The organism is Ruminococcus sporogenes, from assembly GCF_054655175.1.
Window position 1 is genome coordinate 20,742 of sequence record NZ_BAAHOA010000001.1, and the last position, 24,011, is coordinate 44,752.

Sequence of the window (24,011 nt, forward strand, 5' to 3'; positions counted from 1 at the left end):
CTATGGCACAGGCTATGGTGAATTTTCGTATGGATGAAGAATTGAAAAAGAATATGGAACAAACCTGCAAAGAAATGGGTATTACTATGACGGCGGCATTTACTATGTTTGCAACAAAAGTAAGCAGGGAAAAGAGGATACCTTTTGAAATAACTGCTGATCCATTTTATTCTGAAAGTAATATACGATATCTTAATTCTGTTATTTCAGATATTGAATCCGGAAAATCAAAGCTTCAGGAACACGATTTAACAGAGGACTGATATATGAAATTACTATGGGAAGAACGTGCATGGAATGAATATTGTTATTGGCAGTCACAAGACAAGAAAACGCTTAAAAAGATAAACGAGCTTATCAAAGACATTCAGCGTAATTCATATGAAGGCATTGGAAAGCCCGAACCTCTTAAAGGAAATCTTCAAAGCTGGTGGAGCAGACGAATCAACGACTGCGATCGTATTGTTTATAAGGAACACAATGGAGCAATAATCATAGCTTCATGCAAAGGACATTATAAGGATTAATTTATAGTATCATTTCATTACTTTGAGACTGCCGTTTAATACCGGCGGTCTTTTGTTTTTGCGCAGGTATTATCTGCGGCTTATTAATTCCTGTAAATCTTTCAGCTTCCTTAGCGGCAATAGATCTGACCGTATTCAAATCTTGTCTGTTTACTGTAAAAGTAGTAAGCTTGTCGCAAACCTTTCCGGAAAACTTTATCCCCGCAGCATTGAGTGAGTTTTCTATCTGTTTTGAAAATGCGCTGCCGTATTTAAGATACGCCTTATCCTGAATACTTTTATATGGCGTATTTCCGATTATCTTATAATTTGGTTTTACTGCGTTATCATTCCTTACCTGATCAGGGTTATTTTTAATTGTATGCGTTTTTTCCGTATCCCTATCTTTTCGTATTTCAAGCAGCCGTTCGGCTATTTTAACTATGTAATCTTGATTATCGTTCAGAAATTCCATACGTTCGTTTATCGGATTATGCATAAGCTCAATCTGACGGTTCAAAGTATAATCAATCTGTTCAAAATTTTGAAGATATTCTATAAAGCGCTTATCCGGTACTTCATATTCCGTTTTAGGCGCTAATTTGCTGTAATCTCGAAGTACGCTGAAATACTCTGAAAAAATCTGAAACGCCTGCTTGTCCTTCTGTTCAAATTCTATTCTTTTCTGAACGACTGATTGAGCCGACCTGACCTCTGATTTTGTAGGCCGCTTATCCGTCTGAATTCCAAGGTTGAAATCTTCATTTATTTTATGAGCCGCTTCAAGTGTATTATTCAGATTGAAGTACTTACGTACAAATTCAATAGTATCTCCGCCCTCGCCGCAGCCATAGCACCTGAAGCCTTTATCATATATTTTCATACTTTCCGTTTTTTCAGCATGAAACGGACATATACACATATCGCTTCGATTCAGCTCTATTCCATAAGCACGGACTATATCTTTTAACGACAGCCTTTCTTTTATTTCCTGAAAAATATTCATTGTTCGTCCTTTCTAATTCGCCATTGGCGAATTTTTTTATTGTCTTAATCCTTCTTGAATAATTTTTTCATATTTTCTTAGCTTACCAAGCAGAGAAGGCTTTTTAGGCTTCCGTACTTTAACTGCGCTTTTACTTTTAACAGCCTTTTTCAATTGATAATCGGAATTCAGACCTAATATATTTTTCAGTCCGCTGATAAACTTATTTTGTTCCATACTTTTATTCTTTTTGTAAAAGCTGATAAGTTCGTCCCTTATCTCAAATGAGTAGGAATTTATATATTTTACAGATTTATTAATCATATCCGCTATATCGTACTTTATAATCTCATCGTTTACATATTCCACATCAACAGGACTTGCTCTTTTTAATGCTAATCCATATCCTTTTACAGATAGCCTGTCCGCCAACAGCTCAGCTGCCTTTATATCGTTTGAAGCATTATACAAATTAGTTACAAGCATTATTTCCTGTGCACAGAGCTTTTCACGATATGATGTCAGTAATTTTTCTATCATTTTTATCACCTTCTTTTTAATTCGCCATTGGCGAATTGTATTGACAATTTTATTGTTATACATTATAATTTTTATATTATTTTTTAATCGGAATATAAAGGAATGTATGACATGATTATAGATAGATCTTTATATCGTTCATTTTTTACTAAAGAAGAAGCAGAAGAATGGGGAAATAAACATTATAAAAAATGGGCGGAAGAATATAAAACAAACCTTTTTAATCTTGAACAAATTTTTAAATCACATGGATATCATGCAATAGAACAATATTGCGGATTTGACTATAATAAAATAAATTCTATTTTGTGGAAAGAAGAATTAAACTCTGCAAGTGATTTTTATAAAATTATTATTAATACATTAGTAATTTCAATAGTATTAGCACCAAAGGTACCTGAAAATATAGTGGTTTATCGCGGCGTTTTAAATTCTTATATAGATGAGTTAAAAAGTTATAAAAAGAAAGATTTTTGGAAACGAAATAAAGGCTTTTTAAGTACAAGCTTAATTAATGATTTTGCGTTAGACCATGGATACGAAGCTATATTACGTATTTATTTGCCAAAAGGTACATATGGGGTTTATGTTAAAAATATTGTTGGAAGACCTAAAGAACAAGAAATGTTATTTCTCCCAAATGCGTATATAAAGCTTTTGGATAATCGAAGAATTTTTAAAGAAAAAATAATAAAAGATATAAAATATCCGGTTTATGATTGTATATTAAGTTATCTTACTTAAGATTTCTATTGACACAAACAATTTTACACTTGTGCGTCTAATTCATATTTTGGCATTCTATCAGGTAAGCTCATTAGCCATTGTACATATTCTTTATATGTTATTTCATCATTATTGTAGCGTTTTAACTGTATATCCCATTCCTTGAGTAATTCACTTATAAAGAAAGAATAAAATTTAATATAAACATCATCTTTAAATTTACGAAACATAATAAAAGAATTTTCATGGAGATAAAAAAGCATGTAAATTGCTGAAAGTTCGTCATGTGAAGGAAGTTCATTTCTAAAAACTAATGGATGTACATTAAGCGCTTTTGCAATTCTTTTCATATCCTTTTCTTTTAAAATTTTTCTGTTTCTTTCACATAATATTATTTTCCGTTCAGCTGTAAATCTGTTAAATCCGGCCTTTAAGCCTAATTCTTTTTCAGTCATTCCACGCATGTTTCTTGCATGCCATATCATTGAGCCAACATATCCGTTTTTTACATATTTCAAAATTATAATTCCTTTCCAATTCGCCATTGACGAATTACTTAAATTTAAACGACAGGGTAAAATCATCGTTCATAACCAGAGCCGCGTCGAATTTGCCTTTTCCGTCTTTTTTCTTGAATCCCTTGAGCTTTGCGGTACGTCCGAGATCAAGCAACGATAATATGGCGCCTTCAGGAAGGCTTTTTCCCGATATGGTTTTCCAGATTTTAAAACCGCAGCTTTTTCTCTTTTCACAGCCGTACATTTTGGAATATTCGACTACGTTCCCGCCGCATTTAGGACACTTTCCAAAAACCTTTCGGCTAATGCGGATGTCGGCATTTGAATATTTCTGAATAAGCCCGCATACAAACCCTGCTATCCCGTTCATAAACTCTCCGGAGGTCATATTTCCTTTTTCAATTGCCTGAAGCTTTTCCTCCCATTGAGCAGTAAGCTTAGGAGATTTTATTTCTTCAGGTACTGTGTTTACAAGACTGATTCCTTTTGCGGAGGGTACAAGACTTTTACCGGTACGCTGAACATATCCTCTCTTTATTATGGTTTCAATAATTCCCGCACGGGTAGCAGGCGAGCCTATGCCTTTCTTTTCAGCGGCTTTGTCTTCATAATCATCATTTCCCGCACGTTCCATTGCGGCCAACAAGGTACTTTCCGTATACCTTTTAGGCGGCGAAGTCCAATGCTCGTTTATTCTGCTTTTAACGTTTTCAAATACGAGCTCTTCTGTAATATCCGGAAAAATCCTTTCCTGTACGGTAATTTCTTTTCCTGTTATTTTAGGAAGTACCCTTGTCTGATATCCCTTCCAGCCCATTTCTGTTATTTTCTTACCCTGAGCAGTAAAGCGGATATCAGCACAGCTTACAGTAACGGTTGCCGCTTCAAATATATGCGCCGGAGAAACGGCGTATATAAGCTGGGCGCAGATAAGCTTTAAGAGCTTCATTTCAGCTTCCGGTACAATATCTATTTTATCCTTATCGAATGCTGACATAGTAGGCAGCAATGCATGATGATCCGACACTTTTTTATCATTTATCACATTATCAATATCCGGCTTGAAATCGCTTTCAAAACAGATATTCATAATATCCGCCGCGCCTTCCGTAAGCTTAAAAAGCTTGTCCTTCATACTTGCGTTGACATACCTGCTGTCTGTTCTGGGATATGTAATAATGGATTTTTCATACAGGCTCTGAGCATAATTTAGTGTTTGCTGCGCCGTATATCCAAGCGAAATATTAGCGGTTTTCTGCAAAGCTGTCAGATCGAACAGCTCAGGAGGTTTTACCTTTTTATTTTCTGTGACGATTGATTTTATAAATGCCGTATTTTCGTCCGTATTTTTATGAATTCTCTGTGCTGATGAAAGCTCCGTTATTTTTTCAGAGCAGACGGAAAATGCTCCGCAGTTAAGCTCAACCGTATAATATTTCTGTTTCTGAAAATTATTGATTTCATTTTCACGGTTTACGATCATGGCAAGCGTAGGAGTCTGAACACGCCCGACAGACAAAAACGCTCCGGAAGCAGCTGAAAAAAGACGGGTAGCGTTCATTCCGACAAGCCAGTCCGCTTTGGCTCTTGCAAAGCCTGAACTGTAAAGATTATCATATTCTCTGTCGTCTTTCAGATTATCAAATCCCTGACGTATGTCGGATTCCTCCACAGAGGATATCCATAATCTTTTTACAGGCTTGTTACAGCCGGCAAGCTTGTATACATAGCGAAATATGCATTCTCCCTCTCTTCCGGCGTCGGTGGCGCATATAATTTCATAAACGGTTTCATTTTGCATAAGCGATTTAAGAATGCCGAACTGCTCCTTTGTTTCCTCAATTACCTTGAATTTCCACTTTTGAGGGAGTATCGGCAATGTATCCAATTGCCACGGTTTTACAGTATATTTAACGTCATAGGCTTCCGGTTCGGCAAGAGCGATAAGATGTCCGACGCACCATGAAACGATATATCCGTTGCCCTCAAGGCAGCCTTTTTTCTTATTTGAAGCTCCGAGTACGTTTGCAATACTTCTTGCAACCGACGGTTTTTCGGCTATTACAAGCTTATGCGGAGTTGGATTAAATGTAGAGTTGCTTGAAAAATCATTGGTTTTAGCCATATTTTCATCGTCCTTTCAAACCTTATTAAACATAAATTTATTTCTTGTCTGTTTTATCCTTATTTTCATCTTCATCAAGCCAATTTTCTATTTCATCTTCATTATTCTTTCTAAATCATCTTCATCAAGCAAATCTAAACAGACGCCCCTTAAAAAATGATTGGCTCTATATAGTTCCGAAAGAAATCTATGTAAAAAGTTTTTATACAGATCATTATTTGAATTTAAATAAAATATTTTTCGCACTGAATATCGCACAACATTTTCCGTATGCTTTGTAAAAAAAGGTCTTTCAGCAGAAAATTCGAAATTTATAGTTTTGATTTTTTTATTTACAGCAGTAAAATCCCTTCTTGAAATTCTTGAAAAATAATTTAAATTACTTATGTCATATCCATATTTTAATTTAGAATTAATTAAACATTCATTAAAATCAGTATTAATACATAATTCCTTATTTATTTGTATAGCTTCCATAATAATATCATTAATGATATTAATAAAAATTTCAGAAATTTGCTGTGTACAAATCCAATCCGTAATATGCTTCAATTCTTTTTCCATTTCATCATTAAATAACGGCAGTTTAAAGCTATTTTGGATGAAAGCAGATTTTTTTTCAAAATTTTCATTTGGGCTTTTTATTTCAGTCTCTCCTTTATAATTCGCCGTTGGCGAATATATTTTTGAATTATCAGTTCGTCCGACAAGATAATCAATAGAAATGTTAAAGTATTCTGCAATTGCAATAAGTAAATTGTAACTGGGGCGGCGGTAATTATTTTCTAAATGTGCGATCGTTCTTTGATTGACCTGTAGGATATCTGAAAGCTGTTTTTGCGTAATTCCTTTTTCATTTCTTAAATTTTTAAGATTGACAGAAAATTTATCTTTAGCCATTTACAAACACTCCTTAAAGTAGTATAATATTTTTAAAAATATGTAAATAATTGGATGGAAATCAAATGAATTTTGACAAATCTTCTTACCGTGAATTTTTTTCAGTAGAAGAAGCTAATGCATGGGGAAATGAATATTACGGGAAATGGGCTAAAGAATACAAAAAGAATATTAATATACTTCAAAACTATTATGAAACTAATGAAGCTGTTGCTTTAGATTATTATTGCGGTTATGCTCATAAAGAAATGAATTCTATTTTACGAAATATTACTATACCTGATTTATCAGACAATAGACTAAATTTCTTAAAAACTATGATAAAAATTTTAGAATTTTCTATTCTATTTGCCCCCCGAATACCTGAAAACATTATAGTGTATCGAACTGTAGACGATAACTTTATGGATGCATTAAATAAAGTTGATCTTGATTCTGGCGGATGTGCTGAAGAATGCGGATTTTTAAGTACCAGCTTACTTAGCAAATATCCAATAGAAAATAATTATGGTCATTTGCTGCGTATTTATGTTTCTAAGGACGAACCGGGAATGTATATCCCCAACATAATAGGAAGATCTATTGAACAGGAAATACTTTTTATGCGCAATAGTTATATACGGCTTTTAGATGATCCATTAACTTCTTCGCATAGCTGTGTAAATATTAATGGATATAAGTTTTATGAATGCGAATTAATAAATTTAATCCCTGACTTATAAACTTCGAAAAAAGAAATCGTCATTTATTCTTAATACTTATGTGAATTCGCCATTGGCGAATTTTATATACCTTTTAGTTTGTCCAAGCATTCATGGCATATGAAGTTATCCCGAAACGCTGTCAGGGAATCAAGGTTTTCACAGAAAACGCATGAAACGTTATGCTTTTTAATTATAATTTCATTGCCGTTTTCGTATATTTCAACGTAATCGCCGTTCTTTATTTTAAGATTATTCTTCATATATTTAGGAATTTGAATTCTTCCTACATTATCTATCTTTTTTACTTGAGCTGATTTTATATTTTTCATAACTATTTCCTTTCAAACTTATACGTTTTCCTCTGTTTCTTCAAAATCATCGCTGTCAATATAGGGCTGTACGGTTTCTTCAGCTTCCGTCGGTTCATTTTCGGATTCAGTCTGAATGGATTCCTGTTCCTCCGTTTCAGCTTCATTATACGGAATTATGTTTGATTCCGATTCCTGTTCCTGCGGCGTTTCAAGAAAGTCGTCGTCGTATGCGGCTCTGTTATTTTTCTTCCGTTTTATATATATAATAATTGCGGTAGCTGCTCCTACAACGGCGATTGGAATAATTGTGGACAGTATGTTTTTCTTATTATCTGTTTTTTTATTATTTACTGTTTCAGTCTTAGACTGCACTGCTCCCGATATATCGGTTTCAGCCTCTGTCTGCCGTATATTTTCAAGCGCCGATTGATTTATCTCATTGCCCGCCTTCTGCGAATCCTCCGACAGTAACGCGGTAAGATCCGACGTGTCCACAGAATTTAAGAAATAAACGCTTCCGTCCGAGCTGTTTATTATAAGATAGAAAACGTCTCCGCTTCTGGAAGTAATCGTATACATACTTTTCTGACTGTAATCGATAGCGCTTTTATCTATCGTCAACCCATTGTTTTGAAGATTTTCGTCAAGCTGGGGAGCGTTTTCATCCCCCACATACTTAAGAATCTCATCGTAATAGCTCGGCGTTGTAACCGGAGGTTCTGTAATAGGCGCCGTTACCGTTTCGGTTTCAACTGGCTTTGTTTCCGTCCGCGTCGTTTCCAAAGCTTCCGTTTCAGCCTTTGTTACCGCAGGCGCTGCAAAGCAGACTGACGATCCGGCTATGTAAGCGCATGAAAGTAATATCGGAATAATAAGCTTAAATTTCATTTTCTTTCTCCTTTTCAGCCGCTTCAAGCGCGGCGAATTCTTTTTCAAAATCATCGTTTTCCTTTTCCTTCGATAAAGCCGATATGTGTGTTATTACATCTTCAAGAGAAAAACCGGTACTGCGAAACGTTGTTACAATTTTCTGATTTTCAAGTTCAACAATCTTTTTTTGTATTTCAGAGATTTTTTCGTTATACTCCTTTATCTTTTCTGTTATTCTTTTTTCATCAATTTTCAGCTTTTCGATTCTTTTATCAAAATCCTGCATTATTATATTCTCCTTTATTATGGACTGTAAGGCTTGATAAACGTCATAGGATCTATATACTCGCCGTCCTTTACCATCTGCAAGTGCAGATGAAATCCGGTTGACCAGCCTGTGCAGCCGGAATACCCTATAACCTGACCGTTTTTTACTCTTTGACCATTTGTTACGGCAACCTGCGACATATGACCGTAAAGTATTACCGTTCCGTCGTCGCAGATTATTTCAACATAATTTCCGAATCCTCCGTTGCAGCCGCAGCTTCCGTTTTTAGGATAGTTATGCTCACAGCCTGTTCCTACGTTTACGACGCCGTCTGATATGGCAAGTATTTCGGTACCGTTGGCAGCTCCGAAATCAACTCCCTTATGAAATTCTGTACTTCCGTCGTCCCACTGCCTGTAACCGAACGGACTTGTTATCATGTTTGTCCAGTCAAAAGCGAAAGGACTTGAAAAGGCTTTTATTGCTCCGCCTTTTCTTTCATAGTATCCGATATAGTTTTCCTTCTGAATATCGTTGAGATATTTATTTACTATATCGTCAAAGTTCTTGTTTTCTCTTATAGAATAATTAAGGGTTACAAATTCTTTTATTTCCGAAACGGAAACAACGGCAATTTCTGTTCCGTCGGATTTCTTATATTCAGACATAACCTTATAATTGACCGGCAGCGGGGAAGGCAGTTCTGATTTATTAATCTCTATAATTGACGTCAATGTTTTCTGCTCCGAAGTAAAGCCGTATTCGATAACGTACATCTCGTTGAAAATCTGCGTCATAAAATTACGTACGTCGTCGTTAAACTCCCACTTCAGGTAATATGCCGATAAAAACGACAGTATTTTATGGGTATCGTCCTCTATATCGCACTTTTCTGTTTTTGTATAATCAAAACGCTGTCCCTGTTCCGTTACCATGTTAGGTATATTGTTATACCTGTTGTTTAACGATATAATGAGAGACTGCCAATGAATAGTAGCTCTGGTAATGTCGTTCTCATCCGCCGGATATGCATACTGCATGTCCGCAAGCGTTTCAGAAATGATCCCCGGAGAAGACGTTTCCGTAAACATTATAATAAACATTACCGGAAAAACGACAATAAAAAACATACCTATAACTATTCCCGAAGCGGCTTTCAGAAAACTCAGCGCAATATCCTTTAACTTCTTTTTCGCCCAATTTTTAACCTTACCCGGAATAGCCTTTATATTATGTATAACATTAGCTTTAATGTCGCTGCATTTATTCTTAAGCCTTTGATAAAGCTTACGGCGGTTTTTCTTATATAAATCAGTCTTAGGTCTTTTAATAAGCTGCGTCTGCGAACGCACCGACTGATTGATCGCTCTCTGGTGGGACAGATATCTTCCTTCGGGAGTCAGATTTTTTGTTATGCTTTCTTTAAGCGATCGCTTGACATCCTTCATATCAATTTTTTCGGTCTTAGGACTATGGCTTATTCTGCCCGACAGCCTGATACCGGCGGAAGCGGAAGATGTTAACGCGTTGACGCCGGCGTTATCGTCCTCGTTGCTTTTTTCCGCTGTTTTGACCGCATATAACGCTCCGGCAGTTTTAATATTATTCAGCCGGCTGTTTTTATTTTTCTGATATATTCTTTTTCTCTGCGCCCTTTTAACGGCGTCTTTGTTAATTGCCAACAGCTCACTCCCTTAAATTCGCCAACGGCGAATTTTTTTATGCAAAGTCCTCTGAAGCTTTTGTAGTAATAAGCTTGTATATCTGGGTATTTTTAGGAAACCTGTCCTTAAACGGAATAATCGTACCGTTAAAGTATATAAGTCCTTCGCCTTCTTCCGAATCAGTTACATACTCAAGCTGCTGAGGAGAAATATTAAGCTGTGCCGCAAGAATATCTCTGTCGCCGGAAGCCTGTTCAAGCATATATACAAATTGCGAATTCTGTAGTATGCTCTCAGCCTGGGGAGAAATAAGAAAATCGGATACGTTTTGAGTAATCCCCGTGGGAAGAGCATTCCATTTTCTGAATCGTTTCCACATATCCTTTGTATAAACGGCTGTAAGCTTATCTTCAAGTATTCTGTGAAATTCGTCTATGTAATACCATGTGTATTTCTTTCTGTCCCGTCCGTCCGACACCTTGTTCCAGACGAAGTCGGTTATAATCAGTATTCCTATTTTATGCAGATGTTCGGAAAGCTTCTTTATATCAAAGCATACTACCCGATTATCTATATTAATATTGGTTCTGTGATTGAAAATACTGAGAGAACCTGTTACATAAAGCTCCAGACCGTCCGCGACATTCTGCGCGTGCTTGCTTTCCGTATCTCTCAGTTCGTTGTACAAATCTTCAAAAATAGGCATATTCTCCGGAACAGGATTAAGAAAGTATTTATCATATATTTTTTTTACGCAGCGGTCAATCACTGATTTTTCTCCGGCGCTTATTTCTCCGATAGCGGCTTCGCACACGGACAGTATAAACTGTGATTTAACGGCAACCGGATCGTCGCCCTTTTCATAGCTTTTCAGACTTATGTCGAACGGATTTATATGATTCTTTGAAGTCGCGGAAATATCTACCACCGCGCCGCCTAACTTTTCGGTAAGAGCCACATATTCCGATTCGGGATCGCAGACAATAATATTGTCATAGGTTCTGAAAAACGTATCGAGTATCTCACGCTTTGCAGCAAACGACTTTCCGCCGCCCGGCAGTCCTAAGATCAGACCGTTTCCGCTTTTTAAAGACTTTCTGTTTAGAAGAATCATATTGTTTGAAATGGAATTAAGACCGTAATAGGTTGAATACGGCATGAAAAGCTCCTGAGTTGTAAACGGCATAAAAGCCGCAAGCTCAATTGTCGTAAAGCAGCGGTTTATTTCAACCTTGTTTATTCCTATAGGCAGCGAGGACATCGCCCCCTCCTCCTGCATATCGTCAAGAGGTCTAAGCTCGCACTTGTATTTCTGCAAAACAGCGGAAATATCTCTTTCAATACCGGACAGCTCGGACGGATTCTTTGAATAAGACGTAACAAGCAGCGTGGTAATAAAGAACCGGTTATTTCTTCTTGATAAATCCTGATATACGTTCTGGGCAGCGGTAATATCGTTAATTAAATCCATAGAAAGGATATCCCCGTCATGACCTTTCTCCATAGCCTTCTGCTGTTGTCGTACCTTTACTTCGTTGGCGTTGGTAAGCTTTTTACTGACAAATCTCAATGCCTTCTGCTGATCCATTGAATGTGTGTGAATATTTATATGAATATTACTGTCAATAGCCATAATATCCTCAATGATACGATCGGAAATTTCGGCCGCGTCTATATATATGTAATATGCCGCGCCGTATGCGCTTCCCATTCTGAAGTTTCTGAGTCTGCCGAAATCAAGAGAAGTAGGAGCAATGTAATCCTTAACGGACATTCCCGACTGATAACGTCTTTTCCAGTCAAAACTGAACGGAACGTTTTCGCATGGGTGCATACTTTCTTTTAGCAGCTTAAGGCGCTCATAGCCGTTAAGAGTATGTGAAGTCACCTTCATAGTTTTGAAAATCTTTATTATTTCAAGTTCTGTTCTTTCAAGCATAATCTTTGCTTTTTTAAAATTTGATTCATGAACGCCGAAGGTCAAATATTTAATTTGCTTAATGCCGTTGCTGCCCTTTTCAAGCTGATCATGAAGCATTTCTTCATATTCATGTCTGATATCGGAAAACTGTTTCTGATCGTTTCTTTTCGCAAGCTCTATATATTGGCTGAATTCCTTTATATCAATAATCTTATTCTGGAAAGAAAACTGTATATCAACGTCATGTTCAAAATGATTAAGGAAATTGCAGTATTTTGCGTATATTGTTTCTTGTTCCTCCTGTGAAGCAAGCTTGTAATTAATATCGTCAAACTGCATTGTTTTAGTGTAGTAATCGCCCTTTACCATGCATATACCGTCTTTTCTCATGTCCAGAAACGGTATGCTTTGCTGAACCGTTTTCGGGAGCGCGCTTCTGAGCTTTTTTACCGACGGTATTTTTTGTTTTACTGTTTTTGTAAGAAACGGCAATTTGTTTCACCTCTTGTTTTTTAATTTCCTTTTCTATATGAGCGTAAAGGTTTTCCGTTTTATACGGACGTACCTTGCCGCCGATAAGGCGTTTGATTTTATAAAATAAAACCTTTTCGCATTTCATGCCGTTTTTATTATAGAAAAGAATAAATCCGGGAATTAACATATATATAAATAAAAGATAAGCTGCCGACTGATAGGTTACATGGCTTTTAAAAATCTGATAAAGGATAAAACCGGTTATTGTGAACGCTCCTCCGACGATCAGTTCTCTGACTGTAACAAACCAGAAAAACGTATTTCTTATTTTATTTATATCCTTTGAAAATTGTATATACATTATTTCGCCTCAGTTCTTAATTCGCCAATGGCGAATTTTATATAATTCTTTGATTTTCAACGCTTACATCAGGTCTATTATGAGATTTAAGCTTATTTTCATTCCGGCGCAGCTTTCCGATAAGAGAACTGGTACTTTTTTCAGCCGGCCTTTTATCTTTATCCGTAAGCGAATAATCTTTTTGCTTTTCAATATCCTTTTTCAGAATATTAATTACATTGGTTTTTATTAAGCTCTCATCTTTCAGCACGGGATTCTTTGCATAATCTGACGAAAGCCGGGTTTGTCCGTCTATATGCTGCAATAAGTCGACCGCGCCCGCGCCGGCGGGTTCAAGGTCGTATCTGTCTGTAATGTAACTTACTCCAAGCATGGTGTTTACATGCCTTGGGTTTTCTGAAACAGCCTTTTTATACTCGGCGCGGGCTTCTGAAAAAGTAAGATCCGCTTTCATATCGCCGTAATTTTTATACCCGTTTTGGGAATCAAAGGCTATAACGTAAAAATTATAATGGCAATTTTCTCCGTTTGTATAATTATAATTGGAATTCATTTTTTTCCTTTCCAATTCGCCATTGGCGAATTTCTAAATTGGTGTTGACAAAGTACATTATTTGTAGTATAATGTACTACAGAAGGAGGCTGATATTATGGCATTTTCAATAAGATTAACAGAAGAAGAAAGAAAATTGGTAGACAGCTATGCCAAAATTCACTCTATTTCTGTTGGCGAAGCCTTTAAGAAAGCGTTATTTGAAAAAATTGAAGAAGAATTCGATATTGCCGTTGCTGACGAAGCATATAATGAGTATGTAAAGAGCGGTAAAAAGAGCAGACCTATAGAAGAATTATGGGATGAGCTTGAATTATGAAATACAAAATAGAAACTACGCCTAAATTTGATAAGGAATTCAAAAAACTCGATAACTATACTAAACGTATGATTAAAGCGTGGATTGATAAGAATTTAGTCAATTGTGATAATCCCCGTCAGCATGGCAAGGGGCTGACAGCTAACAGAAGCGGTCAATGGAGATACAGAATAGGCGATTATAGACTGATCTGTATCATTGAAGATGATAAGCTCATTATTACTGCATTAAATATAGGACACCGCCGTGATATTTATTTATAAGGTCTTTGCTTGGGCAAAGACCTTTTTTCGCCATTGGAGAATTTATATTGCAAGCTGTTCCTTGTCAACGGATTTTTGTTTCTGTTTTTCAGGCTTCTGCTTAACGGTCTTTTCATTTTCTTTAAGCTTATTTAAAAGTGAGGGCTTTTTCTCGGCAGTATTATTCTTTTCTAATATTTTTATCTGATTTTTTTCAGCGGCATTAATCCTTGAACTTGATTCAATACTGTTTTCAACTCTGATATCCTTAGTTTTTGACAAGGTATCGCGTATAATATCAGCATTATTCGTTAAAATTCTGTCAGCCATCTTATCCGCAAGTAGTGAGGAAGATATATTTTCTGCCGCAAGCTCTGACAGAGAAGGTAAGTCGGCTTCACTTTTATTCATAATATCCTCAATCTGATGATTATGTTCCATGGGCAAATTTGAATTGATATTGTTCATATCCGTATTAAGCTGCATGTACTTATCAAGCTTTTGAGTCTGTAATTTTACTTTGTTCTCAAGGCTCGAAATTTTGCCTTCAAATTTCTCCGTTTTGGCTTCTATCCAGTCTCTTGTGGATTTATCTGTTCTAAGCGTATTTTTACTAAGAAACTGTGTTTTTTCTTTCAGCTCTTCTAATTTTAAGATATTACGCTCAAGCTTATTTTGCGTTTTGAAAACAGACGAATTATTCATTGATTTCAGGCAGGATATAAAGTTATCATGCCGCTGCTCTGAATTACTGATTGAAAAGCTGTCAAAATAGTTTTGAATATTCTCATAAGTCTTTATTTTCAGATTTCGCTTTTCAATTTTTTTATCAAGCTTCTTTATAGAGGCGTTATGCTTATCTATCTTATCAAGCCGACAGGGGATTTTCTCATTTTTTATACTTGATATTTTTTCCCGATTCTTATCTATTTTAGTTTTCAAGATTTCTGACAGCTTTGGGTATGCCCTCGCAACAGCTTCAAGGAATTGACTCTGCTTTTCAAGCTTTACGATTTTAGTCTTAAGCTTGTCAATTTTACCGTAGTGTCTTTGGATTTTATCATGCAAAACCGAAATCTTTTCATTTAGGATGTCTATCTTATTCAGTTGGTTTTCTATCTTTGATTCTATAATCAAGGATAAAAATCCCTTTGGATTTGCGAGATATTCCTCTTCATTTTCGTTAATCGCCAAATCTGCGCTATCCGGACTGTTTTCCATGTTGTCCGGATTGACATTAACTCTGAGGGTTTTCAAAAACTCATCGTTATATTCCATTTATCTTTTTCCTTTCCAATTCGCCATTGGCGAATTAATTTTAATCTATTGTTTCCGCGTTAAAGGGAATCCACATATCAGGATTAAAATTAAGCGTATATTTATAGTTGCTGACGTCTTCCGAAGTAATATCTTCAACTACATAGGTAACGTTATTGCTGAGGCCGATAAAGTGCTTCTTATATTCTCCGTTTTCGTCCTCCACAATAATTTCAAGCTGATTATCTGACGTATCTGCTGTGATAGACATCTTGCCTGTCATTTGAAACAATATGTCTCCCTCTATGCAGTTAATCACCGTAACCTGCCTTATGTCGTTGAAATTATCAGCTTCTTTAGATAAGTTATAGGAAACTCTTTCCGCCTGGTTACATCCCGCAAATGTGATTGATAAAACCAAAGCCGCTGCAAAAGCAGTAATCATTTTTCTGATTTTCATAATACTTCTTCTCCTTTATTCCAAATTCGCCAATGGCGAATTATTTATAAGAATCGTCTTTCTTCTTTTAATTTAAAGCGCGTTAAATATGGATTTAGAAATGCTGCCGCACTTAAACAGCATAAATATAAGTACCAAGCTTAAAGCCATACATTTCATAAGTGAAAAATTCAAGGAATCGGTATTTGAAATCACTATATTATTGACCAATCCTGAATAAAGTCCGACGCATATCATCATGAAAAACGCCTGAAACGACAGAGCAAATATATTTTTTATATAATTTGTTCCCACGCTGCCCCATTCTCTGTTGGTAAGGGTTGCAAAGGGGATAGGCGCTGCTGAACAAAAAATATATATCTCTATCATTCGTGCAGTTGTAACCGCCATTACGGCAGCGGATACGGCAAGGGATATAATATTTACAAATCCCATTTCAATTACTGCAACAAAAAGGCTTCCGGCCCCCATATCTTCTATCTGCTGAGAATAGGCGTTATATAAATCCGCAGTAATTACCGAAGAATCTCCGAATATTTCAATTGCCTTGTTTACGACATTCTGCCCCATTGCAAATACTCCCATTGTAATATCAAAAGTATGATTCAGGATAAATATTCCGATAAACGCCTTAAAAACAAACTTGATAACAATTTCAACGTCTATGTCTCGCGTACTTTTATCAATAAATGACGATATAAGATCATAACAGACTACTAACGTTAAAATTATTACGGCAATGGGAACAACTGCGTTTATTGAAACATTACGAAGTAAAGAAAACATTCCGCTGTTCCATGTTTCCGGGTCCTTTGACAATTCCTTACCGGCATAGCCTACGCTGTCGTTTATTATTCCAAACATGCCTTCAAGCAGAACCTTTACAGCCGGACGGAGCAAATTGGCAATAGCGTCGGATATCGCGCCTGCTATATCCATTTATTCTGTTTCCTCCCTTATGATATATTTATTGAAGTTGCAATCATAGGTATCAAAGTTTTTCCGACCAGCATTACGCCGGCGCCGGCTGCCATTCCCAGTCCCGCATGATTCTTGGCTTCCGCATTCTGAGAATTCAGCGACGAAAATGCTACGATAACGTTATACGCTAATATAAACAAACCGGCTAAAAAAACTATGTCTCCGAATATTTCTACTCCCTTAGTCCAGATTTCCATTTTAAATTCCTCCTTTAATTCGCCATTGGCGAATTTTCTTTTATTTCCGTTACGGTATCGTTATCATTTATTTTAAAATCAGCATTAGACCGCATTTTCATTATGTATTTCTGTACGTTGAATTTGTTCCGCTTGTCAAAGCTTCCGAGATACCTATAATTAGGGTGCTTTGTTATATCGTACTTATCAGACAGCCACGGATTAGCGCCTCTGATTGTTAATATACATTTTTCACCGGGTATTTTGAATATCTCCGCTTCGTCAAGAAGTTTTCTGTTTCCTTTCTGAAAGTTTGTTGTAGAGCTTTTCTGATTTCCATATGTTTTAGACGAAGTGATTATATCTATCGTCTGAGAGCCGAGAAGCTCTGTCATATCCTTTAAGGTAGACTTTTCCTGTCCTCCGAGAAAAATCGTAGAATCACAGCCGCCTGCAATAGTTTCAGCCGAATCCTTATAAACTGCTTTCAGCTGAGATTTTGTCTGCAAAATAGGACATGCGGATATTTTTCTTGAACGAATCGTTGTTATAAGCTGTTCAAAGTGAGGTATTTTTCCAAGGTTTGCAAATTCGTCGAATATACACCGCACCGGAATCGGCAGTTTCCCTTCGTATTCGTCGTCTGCCTTTGTACACAGCAAATTGAACATCTGAGTATACAGGAATGAAGCTATAAAGTTGAGAGACGGATCGGTATCCGAAGTAATAACAAATAATGCAGTTTTTTCGTCTCCCAGCTTATCCAATTCTATTTCATCATATGACATAAGATCCATTACCTCCCTGATATCGAACGGCGCTAACCTTACACCGCAGCTAAGAAGTATAGACTTAGCCGATTTACCTGCGCCTAACTTGTATTTCTTATACTGTCGCACGGCAAAATGGCGCGGATCTTTCTGTTCAAGCTCCTCAAAAAGCATGTCCACGGCGTTGGCATAGCCCTCGTCCTCACTTGTTTTTGAAGCGTTTATTATCTCAATAAGAGTATTCATGTTCTTTTCTTCTTCCGGAGCCTCGAAGATTATAAGGCCGATAACGGCAGAATACAGAAGCTTCTCAGCGTCTACCCAGAAATCCCTTTTTGCGTCTTTCGACTGAGTAGAATCAACAAGCATTTCTGAAAATTTTAAAACGTCAAGCTCTGTGTGTAAATATGCCAGAGGATTATAATGCATTGATTTTTTCATGTTGACAAGATTCAAAACTTTTATTTTATAATGACCTTTCCTATAAAGAAGGCTGCCTATATCGGGAAGTATCGTGCCTTTAGGATCGGTTATAACATAGCTTGAATGCATTTGCATAAGATTCGGCAAAACAACAAATCTTGTTTTTCCCGTACCCGGACCTCCTATTATAAGGATATTTTTGTTTCGTCCGTTTGTGGGATTTCCGATATAGTCTTTCATTGTCAGCCCCTCTGTGGCGGTTAATATACAATTGTTACGGAAATTCTTATCCTGAAATTTTTCAATTTCATATTTATCCGCCCATTTTGCAGAGCCGTGTTCTTCTCCGGTACGGAATTTTTTCTTTGGCGCACGAGCGAAAATCAAAGCGAAAACTATTATTCCTACAAGCAGAGAATAAAGCAGATCTTCACCGTTAAAACTGATGAACTTTCCGGTAAAAATTCTGAAAGGATTTTCAATCAGAAAATATATTTTTTCAAAAAAATCTCCCGGTAAAATTCTGTAAAAATAGCAGAATTTATTGACTGAATAAAAAGATAAAATTCCAAAAAATATATGACTGTATTTCGGAAAATTTCTTATAATTTTTTTTATATCAAAGCGATCTTTCTTCATTTTTTAAATCCTTACCGGACAAATTTTTATCGGATTTTTCAGCGTTGAGCTGTAAATCTTTCCGCATTTCTTTTACGGCTTTTTCTTTCTCGTTAATTTTATTTATAAGGGATTGTTTTTTTGAATTTTTATTAAGCTCTTTTTTAGAAAATTCATCAAAAACCGAAGCCATAACATCCTGATCCTTAGCTTTAAAAAATATAAGATACTTATCGTTTTCGGAATCTTTCTTAACGGCAAAATCAATACCGTGCTTTTGAGCAATTCCGTTAAAAGTCCTGAGACTTGAATCTGTAGAAATATCCACGCTGTTGAGCTGCTGGTTATGCTGCATAAGCTGACGGACAGTCTGCTTTCCCTTGTATGGTTCATAAAGCTTCATACGTCCCTTTTCTATTTTAATTGCCTGCTTATACTGAGATTTTTTCTCCTTATATCTTTCATAGTATACAGCAAGGGCTTTTAGCCCTTGCTTTACACCGTCGCATGCATAAACAAATACCTGTTTGCTTGTTTCATCGTTATTCAATATCGTCACCCCACGGAGTTTTTTTCTTTAATTTTGAAGTAATGAGTATAGCCGCCAGCGCAGTTATTCCCGCTGCAAAAATTGTTATAGGAAGTCTGTCGTCTCCTGTTTTCGGAGCGGACGGCGACGTCGGAACGGCAGGTATTGTAACTGTTGTGTTCGGAACTGTTGTAACCGTTGTGATCGTAGTTGCCGGAGTAGTAGAGGTAGAAGTAACCGGAGTAGTCTGAGTTGCAGTTGTAGTTGTTGTCACAGTCGTAGTTGTGGTTACGGTAGTTACAATTGTTGTGGTCGCATTATAAAATTTATCACCCGATTCGTTGTTACCGATTTTTACAATTTCACCATTGTTTTGTATAGTAAAATCATAATAATTTTCATCAAGCTGATATCCTTCCGGAGCTTTTATTTCTTTCAGAAGATAGTCGCCGATTTCAAGACCGTCCAGCTGATAAATTCCTTTCTCTGTTTCTTCAAGCGTACCTACAGTTTCCTCATCGGAATCATATTTTTTATTACCGTTTTTATCCTGATAAACTTCAAAAACCGCGCCCGAAAGTTTTTCATTCGTATGCTCGTCATATTTTTCTATTCTGACGCTTCCGCGAATTTTTTCATTGCTGATTTCAACTGAAATTGTTTCTCCGTCCTCGTCAACAGTTACCGGAAAACTTTTTTCCGTCAGGATATATCCCGCAGGTGCTTTAATTTCAGCAACGGTATACTTTCCGAAAACAACGTCCTCGAAAGTAAATTTACCGTTTTCATCAGTTAAATCTGTTTTCAGCGCGTTGTTTTCTGTAAACTCTGATTCGCCGTCGGCGAACAATCCGATTAACGCGCCGGAAAGCGGTTCGTTTGATTCTCCGACTTTGATTCCTTCGATTTTACCCTTGACGATATTGTTATAAAACTTATCATCGCCGTTATTGCTTATTCTTACAGTTTCTCCGTCGTTTCTGATTGAAAAAGGATAATATGAATTATCGGCATTATACCCTTCAGGCGCTTTGATTTCTTTAAGCAGGTAATCTCCGTAAAGCAAATCCTTATATTCATGGACTCCTGCCGCTTCTGTCAGATTTCCGATAAACTTATCCGTACCGCTGTATTTTTTATCCGAATCCGTATCCTGATAAACTGCAAATACGGCGCCTTTAAGAATCTGTTCAGGTTTTTCAGCATCATGCTTTACAACCATAACGTTACCCTTTATCGGTTTGTTTTCAATTGTAATTTCAATTATCATACCGTTTACAGAAATATTTATGGGATAAACCTTATCAGAAAGCACGAAACCTGTAGGAGCTTTGATTTCAGCAATCTTGTATTTACCGTAAATAATATCGTTAAATGCAAACGAACCGTCTTTGCCGGAGTTTACCGTTTCTATTGCGTTTTTCTCGGTAAATTCTGTTTCATCTGCTGTAAAAAGACCTATCAACGCCCCGCTTAACGCCGTTTCACTGTCTGAATTTATTTTCAGACCTTCAACATCGCCGCGGATAACGTCGTTGAGAAATTTTTCGCTGTCATCATTACTGATTTCAACTGTTTCATCCTGATTTCTTATTTCAAAATAATAATAATTTTCATCAGCGGCAAACCCGTCGGGAGCTTTGATTTCCTTTACAAAATATCCGCCGTATTCGACGCCGTCAAGCCGATATACTCCCGCCTCTGTTTCGTTCAGGTACCCGTAGGATTTATCAGTTCCTTTATCAAATTTTTCATTGCCGTTTATATCTGCAAAAATTTCAAAAACCGCGCCTGAAAGCTTTTGTGAAGAATTAATTAAACTTGCTTTTTCAAGCTTTACGTTTCCTCGAATTTTTTCATTTTCTATCTCGACTGAAATTGTTTCTCCGTCCTTTGAAATCGTTACCGGATATACTTCTTCTGTAAGTACGTATCCTTCCGGAGATTCTATTTCTGCAATCTGATATTGTCCGAAAACGACGTCCTCAAAACTGAATTTTCCGTTCTTGTCTGATATAACGGTATCGATCGCGTTTTTCTCGGTAAATTCTGTTTCAGAATTGCTGAAAATACCAATAACAGCGCCCTCAAGAACCGTACCGTCGTCCGCGTCAGTCTTTAGTCCGTTTATCCTTCCTTTTTTCAGAATATTTTCAATCGCGGCTCCGTCGTTTACAGCAATCTCCTGCACGGAAGTTTCCTGTCCTGCGTATGAAAATTCAACGGGATATTTTGTTTCGTCGACAACGTAATGCTCGTCCGTTGAAGTTTCCCGAACGTAATAATTTCCAAACGGAAGCTTTGTATTGAATCCGGTTGTCATGTTCTCTGAAAGATACGCCGTTTCAATCAATCCGTCCTTTGGAATTACCGATCCGTCAGCCGCCGTTATTTCTTCAGCAGCAAATAATCCAAATGCGATATTCAGATATTCGCCGTTACTTCCAACGCCGTATTTTTCAGACTGCTCAAGATATTTTTCAAGAGAAATCTTTACGCCCTGATAGTTATTACTGAAGCTTGCGGCTGCGTTTGTTATTTCAACGTTTTGTCCGGCATACTCTATTGTCGCAAGAAGTTCGCCGGTTTCGGTTACGTAACCGTAAGGAGCTTTGGTTTCAATAATCTGATATGTGCCGAGATAAAGCTCCTTTGATGAAGCCGTACCGTCTGATCCGGTTATTATCGTATCCGCTAAATCGCCTTTGGCGATTCTCAGAGTTCCGTCAGGAGTATATATATCCTCCGCAGCATAAATTTCAAATTCCGCTCCCTCAAGATTTGTTTCGGAAAAAACAGGCGTATAAACTCCGTTATCGTTGCTTACGGTTGTAAACGCTTCTCCTGTTTTATTTACAGAAATCGTTCCTTTCTGCGGAGAATTATTTTTTTCAACCGTTACAACCGCGCCGTCCTCAGTCACTGCGAAATCAACAGGCTCGATGTCTAAAACATACCCCTCCGGCGCTTCTATTTCGACCAGCCGGTACGTGCCGTATGTAAGCTTTTCAGGAAGCTTGATTTTTCCGGTTTCGTCGGTGTAAAAAACGCTGACTTTATTTCCGTCCGAATCGGTTAATTCAATCCTGTTACCGTCGGAATCAAGTATTTCAAAGCCTGTTCCGGCTGCCGGTATTGTCTTTCCCGTTTCTCCGTCAAGCTTGACGATGAGAATCTCAGAACGTTTCAGCTTGTTGGTAAAGCTGTAATCCAGCAGATTCATATCTCCCTGATCAAGAAAATTTCCGGCAGGCTTTAAGTCTGCAAATCTTGAAGGCTTTCCGGTTTCTTCAATCTCATAGTAAATCCTGTTGTTGCCGCTTGTATACAGCGGCAGGTTATTCCATGTGACTATACCTGTTTCCGGAACAGTGGCCTTCAGCTCTGACGAGACTTTCTTGTTTCCGTTTTCGTCATACTGTACTATGTCGATTTTTGTCATAGACGTATCTGTCGGATTATATTCATATGCCCTAAGAGTAAAGGTAATATTGCTGATGTTGTTGTCCTCCGAGGACTTGCGAACTGCTACCGCTCCTTTTTTCAGGGAATTTCTGAAGCTGACGGAAGCGGTCTGTCCCGCAGTAACCGTTACGGTTTTGGCGCTCTGCTTGTTATATCTTGCAGGCATATACATTTCCTCGACGGTATAGTTTCCCGGTTCAAGATTAGGAATTTCAATTTTACCGCCGTTTTTCGTAGTTACCTGTGTAGTAAAGCCGTTCGGACCGGTGATTTTGAATTGAAGTCCGTCCACTACTCCGTCATCGGAGGTTTTCACAAGGCTTAGATTTCCTGTGTCAAGTCCGGTAACAAAAGCGTAATACTGTCTTGGATCGGCTTTAGCTTTAGTCATCGTCTGCAAACCGGATCGAAGCAGTACTAAAACTCCGCTGCGTTCGTTTTCTGCGTTCGCCTTATTCTGAACAAGAGTGATTTTTGCCTTTTTGTTAGCGTCGATCTTGACCTTCAGCTGGGAATCGGTATGAGAAATTACAGAACCGTTTGTAATATTTACGTCGTAATTTCCCAGCTGATTGTTTTTGTCTGTGAAGGTGTAGGTTCCGTCCGCGTTTACCTTTGCGATATTGCTGTTTGCTTTGGATTCGTCTCTAAACAAACAGGTAACGTCTTTGCTATGATCCTTTATCGCCTTTTCATACTGGTTGTAGTAGGTCTGGATTCCGGAGGGATTAGACATATTTCCGCTTTTGAAAAGGTCGCTTACCGGAGTATAGCCGTTGTTTATTTTGTTGAAATCACTGTCGCGCTGTCCCGCCATAACCTCCCATACCAGCATTTGAGTTGCAATGTACTGCTGCCGGGAAGCGGCGCTTGCATTTGGGTTTCCCTTCGTGTAGCTGTAAAGAAATACACGGCCAAGCAGTTCCAGTTTTGAACCCGTTAATGCTGCCCATGTCCCTTCGGAATATGACAGCTTATCCACAGCGCTGTTCAAATCGGCTCCCGGTTCAATGCAGTAAAGCGGTTCGTTTGTGTCGGAATCCGTAATAACTGCCCAGTCTGCAAAGTGAAGTACGGCGTCAGGTCCGATTTTAAGCTCGCTCTGTCTGCGGTATTCCTCGTAGTAAGTTACCGTCCTCTTGACTGTTACTCCCGCGGCGGAAACAGCCAATTGTACAGGCAGCGCCGAACACAATACGGCTGCGGCAGTAATCAGCATTAATATCCGTTGGTAAAATCTTTTAAATTTCTTCAAATTCTCAACTTCCTTTCTTTTCGGCATAGCCGATATTTGCAATTACAGGCCCTTCTCAGCCTGTCCGGAATCAGGCATATCCTATCACTC

General features: G+C 37.5%; 25 protein-coding genes. 6 read left to right on the forward strand and 19 right to left on the reverse strand.

All coding sequences use genetic code 11. The features are described 5' to 3' along the window. The first annotated feature begins 2 nt into the window (after positions 1 to 2). Together ACYQ0N_RS00100 and ACYQ0N_RS00105 are read left to right on the forward strand one after the other, a co-directional pair. A complete protein-coding gene (locus ACYQ0N_RS00100) occupies positions 3 to 263 on the forward strand; it encodes a type II toxin-antitoxin system RelB/DinJ family antitoxin (protein ID WP_177532922.1) in 261 nt (86 codons plus the stop codon). A 3-nt stretch (positions 264 to 266) separates the two neighbouring features. Next, on the forward strand, positions 267 to 527 hold the full coding sequence (locus ACYQ0N_RS00105) for a Txe/YoeB family addiction module toxin (protein WP_177532923.1): 261 nt from the start codon (positions 267 to 269) through the stop codon (positions 525 to 527). 1 nt (position 528) lies between these two features. Here ACYQ0N_RS00105 and ACYQ0N_RS00110 read toward each other — a convergent pair whose 3' ends face one another. Then, positions 529 to 1,512 carry a CHC2 zinc finger domain-containing protein gene (locus ACYQ0N_RS00110; protein ID WP_460161547.1) on the reverse strand — a complete coding sequence of 328 codons (984 nt, stop codon included), beginning with the start codon at positions 1,510 to 1,512 and terminating at the stop codon, positions 529 to 531. 36 nt (positions 1,513 to 1,548) lie between these two features. Next, complete coding sequence (locus ACYQ0N_RS00115) at positions 1,549 to 2,031, reverse strand: hypothetical protein (RefSeq protein ID WP_460161548.1); 483 nt, start codon at positions 2,029 to 2,031, stop codon at positions 1,549 to 1,551. Between the two features lie 111 nt (positions 2,032 to 2,142). Here ACYQ0N_RS00115 and ACYQ0N_RS00120 point away from each other — a divergent pair, with 111 nt between their 5' ends. Continuing rightward, a complete protein-coding gene (locus ACYQ0N_RS00120; RefSeq protein WP_460161549.1) occupies positions 2,143 to 2,775 on the forward strand; it encodes an ADP-ribosyltransferase in 633 nt (210 codons plus the stop codon). A gap of 23 nt (positions 2,776 to 2,798) precedes the next feature. Here the strand turns inward: ACYQ0N_RS00120 and ACYQ0N_RS00125 are convergent, their stop codons facing one another. The 3 genes from ACYQ0N_RS00125 to ACYQ0N_RS00135 all read right to left on the reverse strand — a co-directional run bounded on the left by ACYQ0N_RS00125 (position 2,799) and on the right by ACYQ0N_RS00135 (position 6,300). After that, positions 2,799 to 3,275 carry a helix-turn-helix domain-containing protein gene (locus tag ACYQ0N_RS00125; RefSeq protein WP_460161550.1) on the reverse strand — a complete coding sequence of 159 codons (477 nt, stop codon included), beginning with the start codon at positions 3,273 to 3,275 and terminating at the stop codon, positions 2,799 to 2,801. A gap of 34 nt (positions 3,276 to 3,309) precedes the next feature. Continuing rightward, positions 3,310 to 5,400, reverse strand: a complete 2,091-nt coding sequence (locus ACYQ0N_RS00130) for a type IA DNA topoisomerase (protein WP_460161551.1) — start codon at positions 5,398 to 5,400, stop codon at positions 3,310 to 3,312. An 87-nt stretch (positions 5,401 to 5,487) separates the two neighbouring features. Next, positions 5,488 to 6,300, reverse strand: coding sequence for a helix-turn-helix domain-containing protein (locus ACYQ0N_RS00135; protein ID WP_460161552.1), 813 nt, complete (start codon positions 6,298 to 6,300; stop codon positions 5,488 to 5,490). A 65-nt stretch (positions 6,301 to 6,365) separates the two neighbouring features. On the opposite strand from ACYQ0N_RS00135, the gene ACYQ0N_RS00140 reads away from it, so the two are divergent. After that, positions 6,366 to 7,022, forward strand: coding sequence for an ADP-ribosyltransferase (locus tag ACYQ0N_RS00140; RefSeq protein ID WP_460161553.1), 657 nt, complete (start codon positions 6,366 to 6,368; stop codon positions 7,020 to 7,022). Positions 7,023 to 7,084: 62 nt separating this feature from the next. On the opposite strand, the gene ACYQ0N_RS00145 is transcribed toward ACYQ0N_RS00140, so the two are convergent. Genes ACYQ0N_RS00145 through ACYQ0N_RS00175 form a run of 7 tightly spaced genes read right to left on the reverse strand, consistent with a single transcriptional unit; the run spans position 7,085 to position 13,426 of the window. Next, positions 7,085 to 7,333 carry an AbrB/MazE/SpoVT family DNA-binding domain-containing protein gene (locus ACYQ0N_RS00145; protein WP_460161554.1) on the reverse strand — a complete coding sequence of 83 codons (249 nt, stop codon included), beginning with the start codon at positions 7,331 to 7,333 and terminating at the stop codon, positions 7,085 to 7,087. Between the two features lie 18 nt (positions 7,334 to 7,351). Further along, a complete protein-coding gene (locus ACYQ0N_RS00150; RefSeq protein ID WP_460161555.1) occupies positions 7,352 to 8,203 on the reverse strand; it encodes a CD1107 family mobile element protein in 852 nt (283 codons plus the stop codon). Then, positions 8,193 to 8,471, reverse strand: a complete 279-nt coding sequence (locus tag ACYQ0N_RS00155) for a DUF4315 family protein (RefSeq protein ID WP_177532933.1) — start codon at positions 8,469 to 8,471, stop codon at positions 8,193 to 8,195. The genes ACYQ0N_RS00150 and ACYQ0N_RS00155 overlap by 11 nt, the downstream gene beginning before the upstream one ends. Positions 8,472 to 8,488: 17 nt before the next feature. Continuing rightward, positions 8,489 to 10,135, reverse strand: coding sequence for a M23 family metallopeptidase (locus tag ACYQ0N_RS00160; protein WP_460161556.1), 1,647 nt, complete (start codon positions 10,133 to 10,135; stop codon positions 8,489 to 8,491). A gap of 37 nt (positions 10,136 to 10,172) precedes the next feature. Then, positions 10,173 to 12,428, reverse strand: a complete 2,256-nt coding sequence (locus ACYQ0N_RS00165) for a VirB4-like conjugal transfer ATPase, CD1110 family (RefSeq protein ID WP_460162151.1) — start codon at positions 12,426 to 12,428, stop codon at positions 10,173 to 10,175. Further along, positions 12,382 to 12,873 (reverse strand): PrgI family protein, encoded by a 492-nt coding sequence (locus ACYQ0N_RS00170; RefSeq protein WP_460161557.1) that lies wholly within the window; start codon positions 12,871 to 12,873, stop codon positions 12,382 to 12,384. Before ACYQ0N_RS00170 ends, ACYQ0N_RS00165 begins: the two co-directional genes overlap by 47 nt. 37 nt (positions 12,874 to 12,910) lie before the next feature. Further along, positions 12,911 to 13,426 carry a hypothetical protein gene (locus tag ACYQ0N_RS00175; protein ID WP_460161558.1) on the reverse strand — a complete coding sequence of 172 codons (516 nt, stop codon included), beginning with the start codon at positions 13,424 to 13,426 and terminating at the stop codon, positions 12,911 to 12,913. Positions 13,427 to 13,523: 97 nt separating this feature from the next. On the opposite strand from ACYQ0N_RS00175, the gene relB reads away from it, so the two are divergent. Further along, positions 13,524 to 13,745, forward strand: a complete 222-nt coding sequence (gene relB / locus ACYQ0N_RS00180; RefSeq protein ID WP_177532937.1) for a type II toxin-antitoxin system RelB family antitoxin — start codon at positions 13,524 to 13,526, stop codon at positions 13,743 to 13,745. After that, positions 13,742 to 14,008, forward strand: coding sequence for a type II toxin-antitoxin system RelE family toxin (locus ACYQ0N_RS00185; protein WP_177532938.1), 267 nt, complete (start codon positions 13,742 to 13,744; stop codon positions 14,006 to 14,008). The genes relB and ACYQ0N_RS00185 overlap by 4 nt, the downstream gene beginning before the upstream one ends. 42 nt (positions 14,009 to 14,050) lie before the next feature. Here ACYQ0N_RS00185 and ACYQ0N_RS00190 read toward each other — a convergent pair whose 3' ends face one another. The 7 genes from ACYQ0N_RS00190 to ACYQ0N_RS00220 all read right to left on the reverse strand — a co-directional run bounded on the left by ACYQ0N_RS00190 (position 14,051) and on the right by ACYQ0N_RS00220 (position 23,921). Continuing rightward, the gene (locus ACYQ0N_RS00190; RefSeq protein ID WP_460161559.1) at positions 14,051 to 15,265 is read right to left on the reverse strand and encodes a hypothetical protein; all 1,215 of its coding nucleotides are present in this window, start codon (positions 15,263 to 15,265) and stop codon (positions 14,051 to 14,053) included. Positions 15,266 to 15,305: 40 nt separating this feature from the next. Continuing rightward, a complete protein-coding gene (locus ACYQ0N_RS00195) occupies positions 15,306 to 15,689 on the reverse strand; it encodes a beta-sandwich lipoprotein (protein WP_460162152.1) in 384 nt (127 codons plus the stop codon). An 87-nt stretch (positions 15,690 to 15,776) separates the two neighbouring features. After that, on the reverse strand, positions 15,777 to 16,643 hold the full coding sequence (locus tag ACYQ0N_RS00200; RefSeq protein WP_177532941.1) for a VirB6/TrbL-like conjugal transfer protein, CD1112 family: 867 nt from the start codon (positions 16,641 to 16,643) through the stop codon (positions 15,777 to 15,779). Positions 16,644 to 16,660: 17 nt separating this feature from the next. Next, complete coding sequence (locus ACYQ0N_RS00205; protein ID WP_460161560.1) at positions 16,661 to 16,882, reverse strand: hypothetical protein; 222 nt, start codon at positions 16,880 to 16,882, stop codon at positions 16,661 to 16,663. Positions 16,883 to 16,896: 14 nt separating this feature from the next. Beyond that, positions 16,897 to 18,693 (reverse strand): VirD4-like conjugal transfer protein, CD1115 family, encoded by a 1,797-nt coding sequence (locus ACYQ0N_RS00210; protein ID WP_460161561.1) that lies wholly within the window; start codon positions 18,691 to 18,693, stop codon positions 16,897 to 16,899. Then, positions 18,674 to 19,222: a PcfB family protein gene (locus ACYQ0N_RS00215; RefSeq protein ID WP_460161562.1), complete on the reverse strand. Its 549-nt coding sequence runs from the start codon at positions 19,220 to 19,222 to the stop codon at positions 18,674 to 18,676. Before ACYQ0N_RS00215 ends, ACYQ0N_RS00210 begins: the two co-directional genes overlap by 20 nt. Continuing rightward, positions 19,215 to 23,921, reverse strand: coding sequence for a SpaA isopeptide-forming pilin-related protein (locus ACYQ0N_RS00220; protein ID WP_460161563.1), 4,707 nt, complete (start codon positions 23,919 to 23,921; stop codon positions 19,215 to 19,217). The genes ACYQ0N_RS00215 and ACYQ0N_RS00220 overlap by 8 nt, the downstream gene beginning before the upstream one ends. Between the last annotated feature and the right edge of the window lie 90 nt (positions 23,922 to 24,011).

Coding starts and splice junctions, on each gene's coding strand:
- ACYQ0N_RS00165 (WP_460162151.1), bottom strand. CDS start 12,428: ATGAGAAAAGACGGTATATGCATGGTAAAGGGCGATTACTACACTAAA.
- ACYQ0N_RS00110 (WP_460161547.1), bottom strand. CDS start 1,512: ATGAATATTTTTCAGGAAATAAAAGAAAGGCTGTCGTTAAAAGATATA.
- relB (WP_177532937.1), top strand. CDS start 13,524: ATGGCATTTTCAATAAGATTAACAGAAGAAGAAAGAAAATTGGTAGAC.
- ACYQ0N_RS00115 (WP_460161548.1), bottom strand. CDS start 2,031: ATGATAGAAAAATTACTGACATCATATCGTGAAAAGCTCTGTGCACAG.
- ACYQ0N_RS00145 (WP_460161554.1), bottom strand. CDS start 7,333: ATGAAAAATATAAAATCAGCTCAAGTAAAAAAGATAGATAATGTAGGA.
- ACYQ0N_RS00105 (WP_177532923.1), top strand. CDS start 267: ATGAAATTACTATGGGAAGAACGTGCATGGAATGAATATTGTTATTGG.
- ACYQ0N_RS00200 (WP_177532941.1), bottom strand. CDS start 16,643: ATGGATATAGCAGGCGCGATATCCGACGCTATTGCCAATTTGCTCCGT.
- ACYQ0N_RS00120 (WP_460161549.1), top strand. CDS start 2,143: ATGATTATAGATAGATCTTTATATCGTTCATTTTTTACTAAAGAAGAA.
- ACYQ0N_RS00190 (WP_460161559.1), bottom strand. CDS start 15,265: ATGGAATATAACGATGAGTTTTTGAAAACCCTCAGAGTTAATGTCAAT.
- ACYQ0N_RS00140 (WP_460161553.1), top strand. CDS start 6,366: ATGAATTTTGACAAATCTTCTTACCGTGAATTTTTTTCAGTAGAAGAA.
- ACYQ0N_RS00170 (WP_460161557.1), bottom strand. CDS start 12,873: ATGTATATACAATTTTCAAAGGATATAAATAAAATAAGAAATACGTTT.
- ACYQ0N_RS00175 (WP_460161558.1), bottom strand. CDS start 13,426: ATGAATTCCAATTATAATTATACAAACGGAGAAAATTGCCATTATAAT.
- ACYQ0N_RS00100 (WP_177532922.1), top strand. CDS start 3: ATGGCACAGGCTATGGTGAATTTTCGTATGGATGAAGAATTGAAAAAG.
- ACYQ0N_RS00150 (WP_460161555.1), bottom strand. CDS start 8,203: ATGAAATTTAAGCTTATTATTCCGATATTACTTTCATGCGCTTACATA.
- ACYQ0N_RS00155 (WP_177532933.1), bottom strand. CDS start 8,471: ATGCAGGATTTTGATAAAAGAATCGAAAAGCTGAAAATTGATGAAAAA.
- ACYQ0N_RS00210 (WP_460161561.1), bottom strand. CDS start 18,693: ATGAAGAAAGATCGCTTTGATATAAAAAAAATTATAAGAAATTTTCCG.
- ACYQ0N_RS00130 (WP_460161551.1), bottom strand. CDS start 5,400: ATGGCTAAAACCAATGATTTTTCAAGCAACTCTACATTTAATCCAACT.
- ACYQ0N_RS00185 (WP_177532938.1), top strand. CDS start 13,742: ATGAAATACAAAATAGAAACTACGCCTAAATTTGATAAGGAATTCAAA.
- ACYQ0N_RS00195 (WP_460162152.1), bottom strand. CDS start 15,689: ATGATTACTGCTTTTGCAGCGGCTTTGGTTTTATCAATCACATTTGCG.
- ACYQ0N_RS00205 (WP_460161560.1), bottom strand. CDS start 16,882: ATGGAAATCTGGACTAAGGGAGTAGAAATATTCGGAGACATAGTTTTT.
- ACYQ0N_RS00135 (WP_460161552.1), bottom strand. CDS start 6,300: ATGGCTAAAGATAAATTTTCTGTCAATCTTAAAAATTTAAGAAATGAA.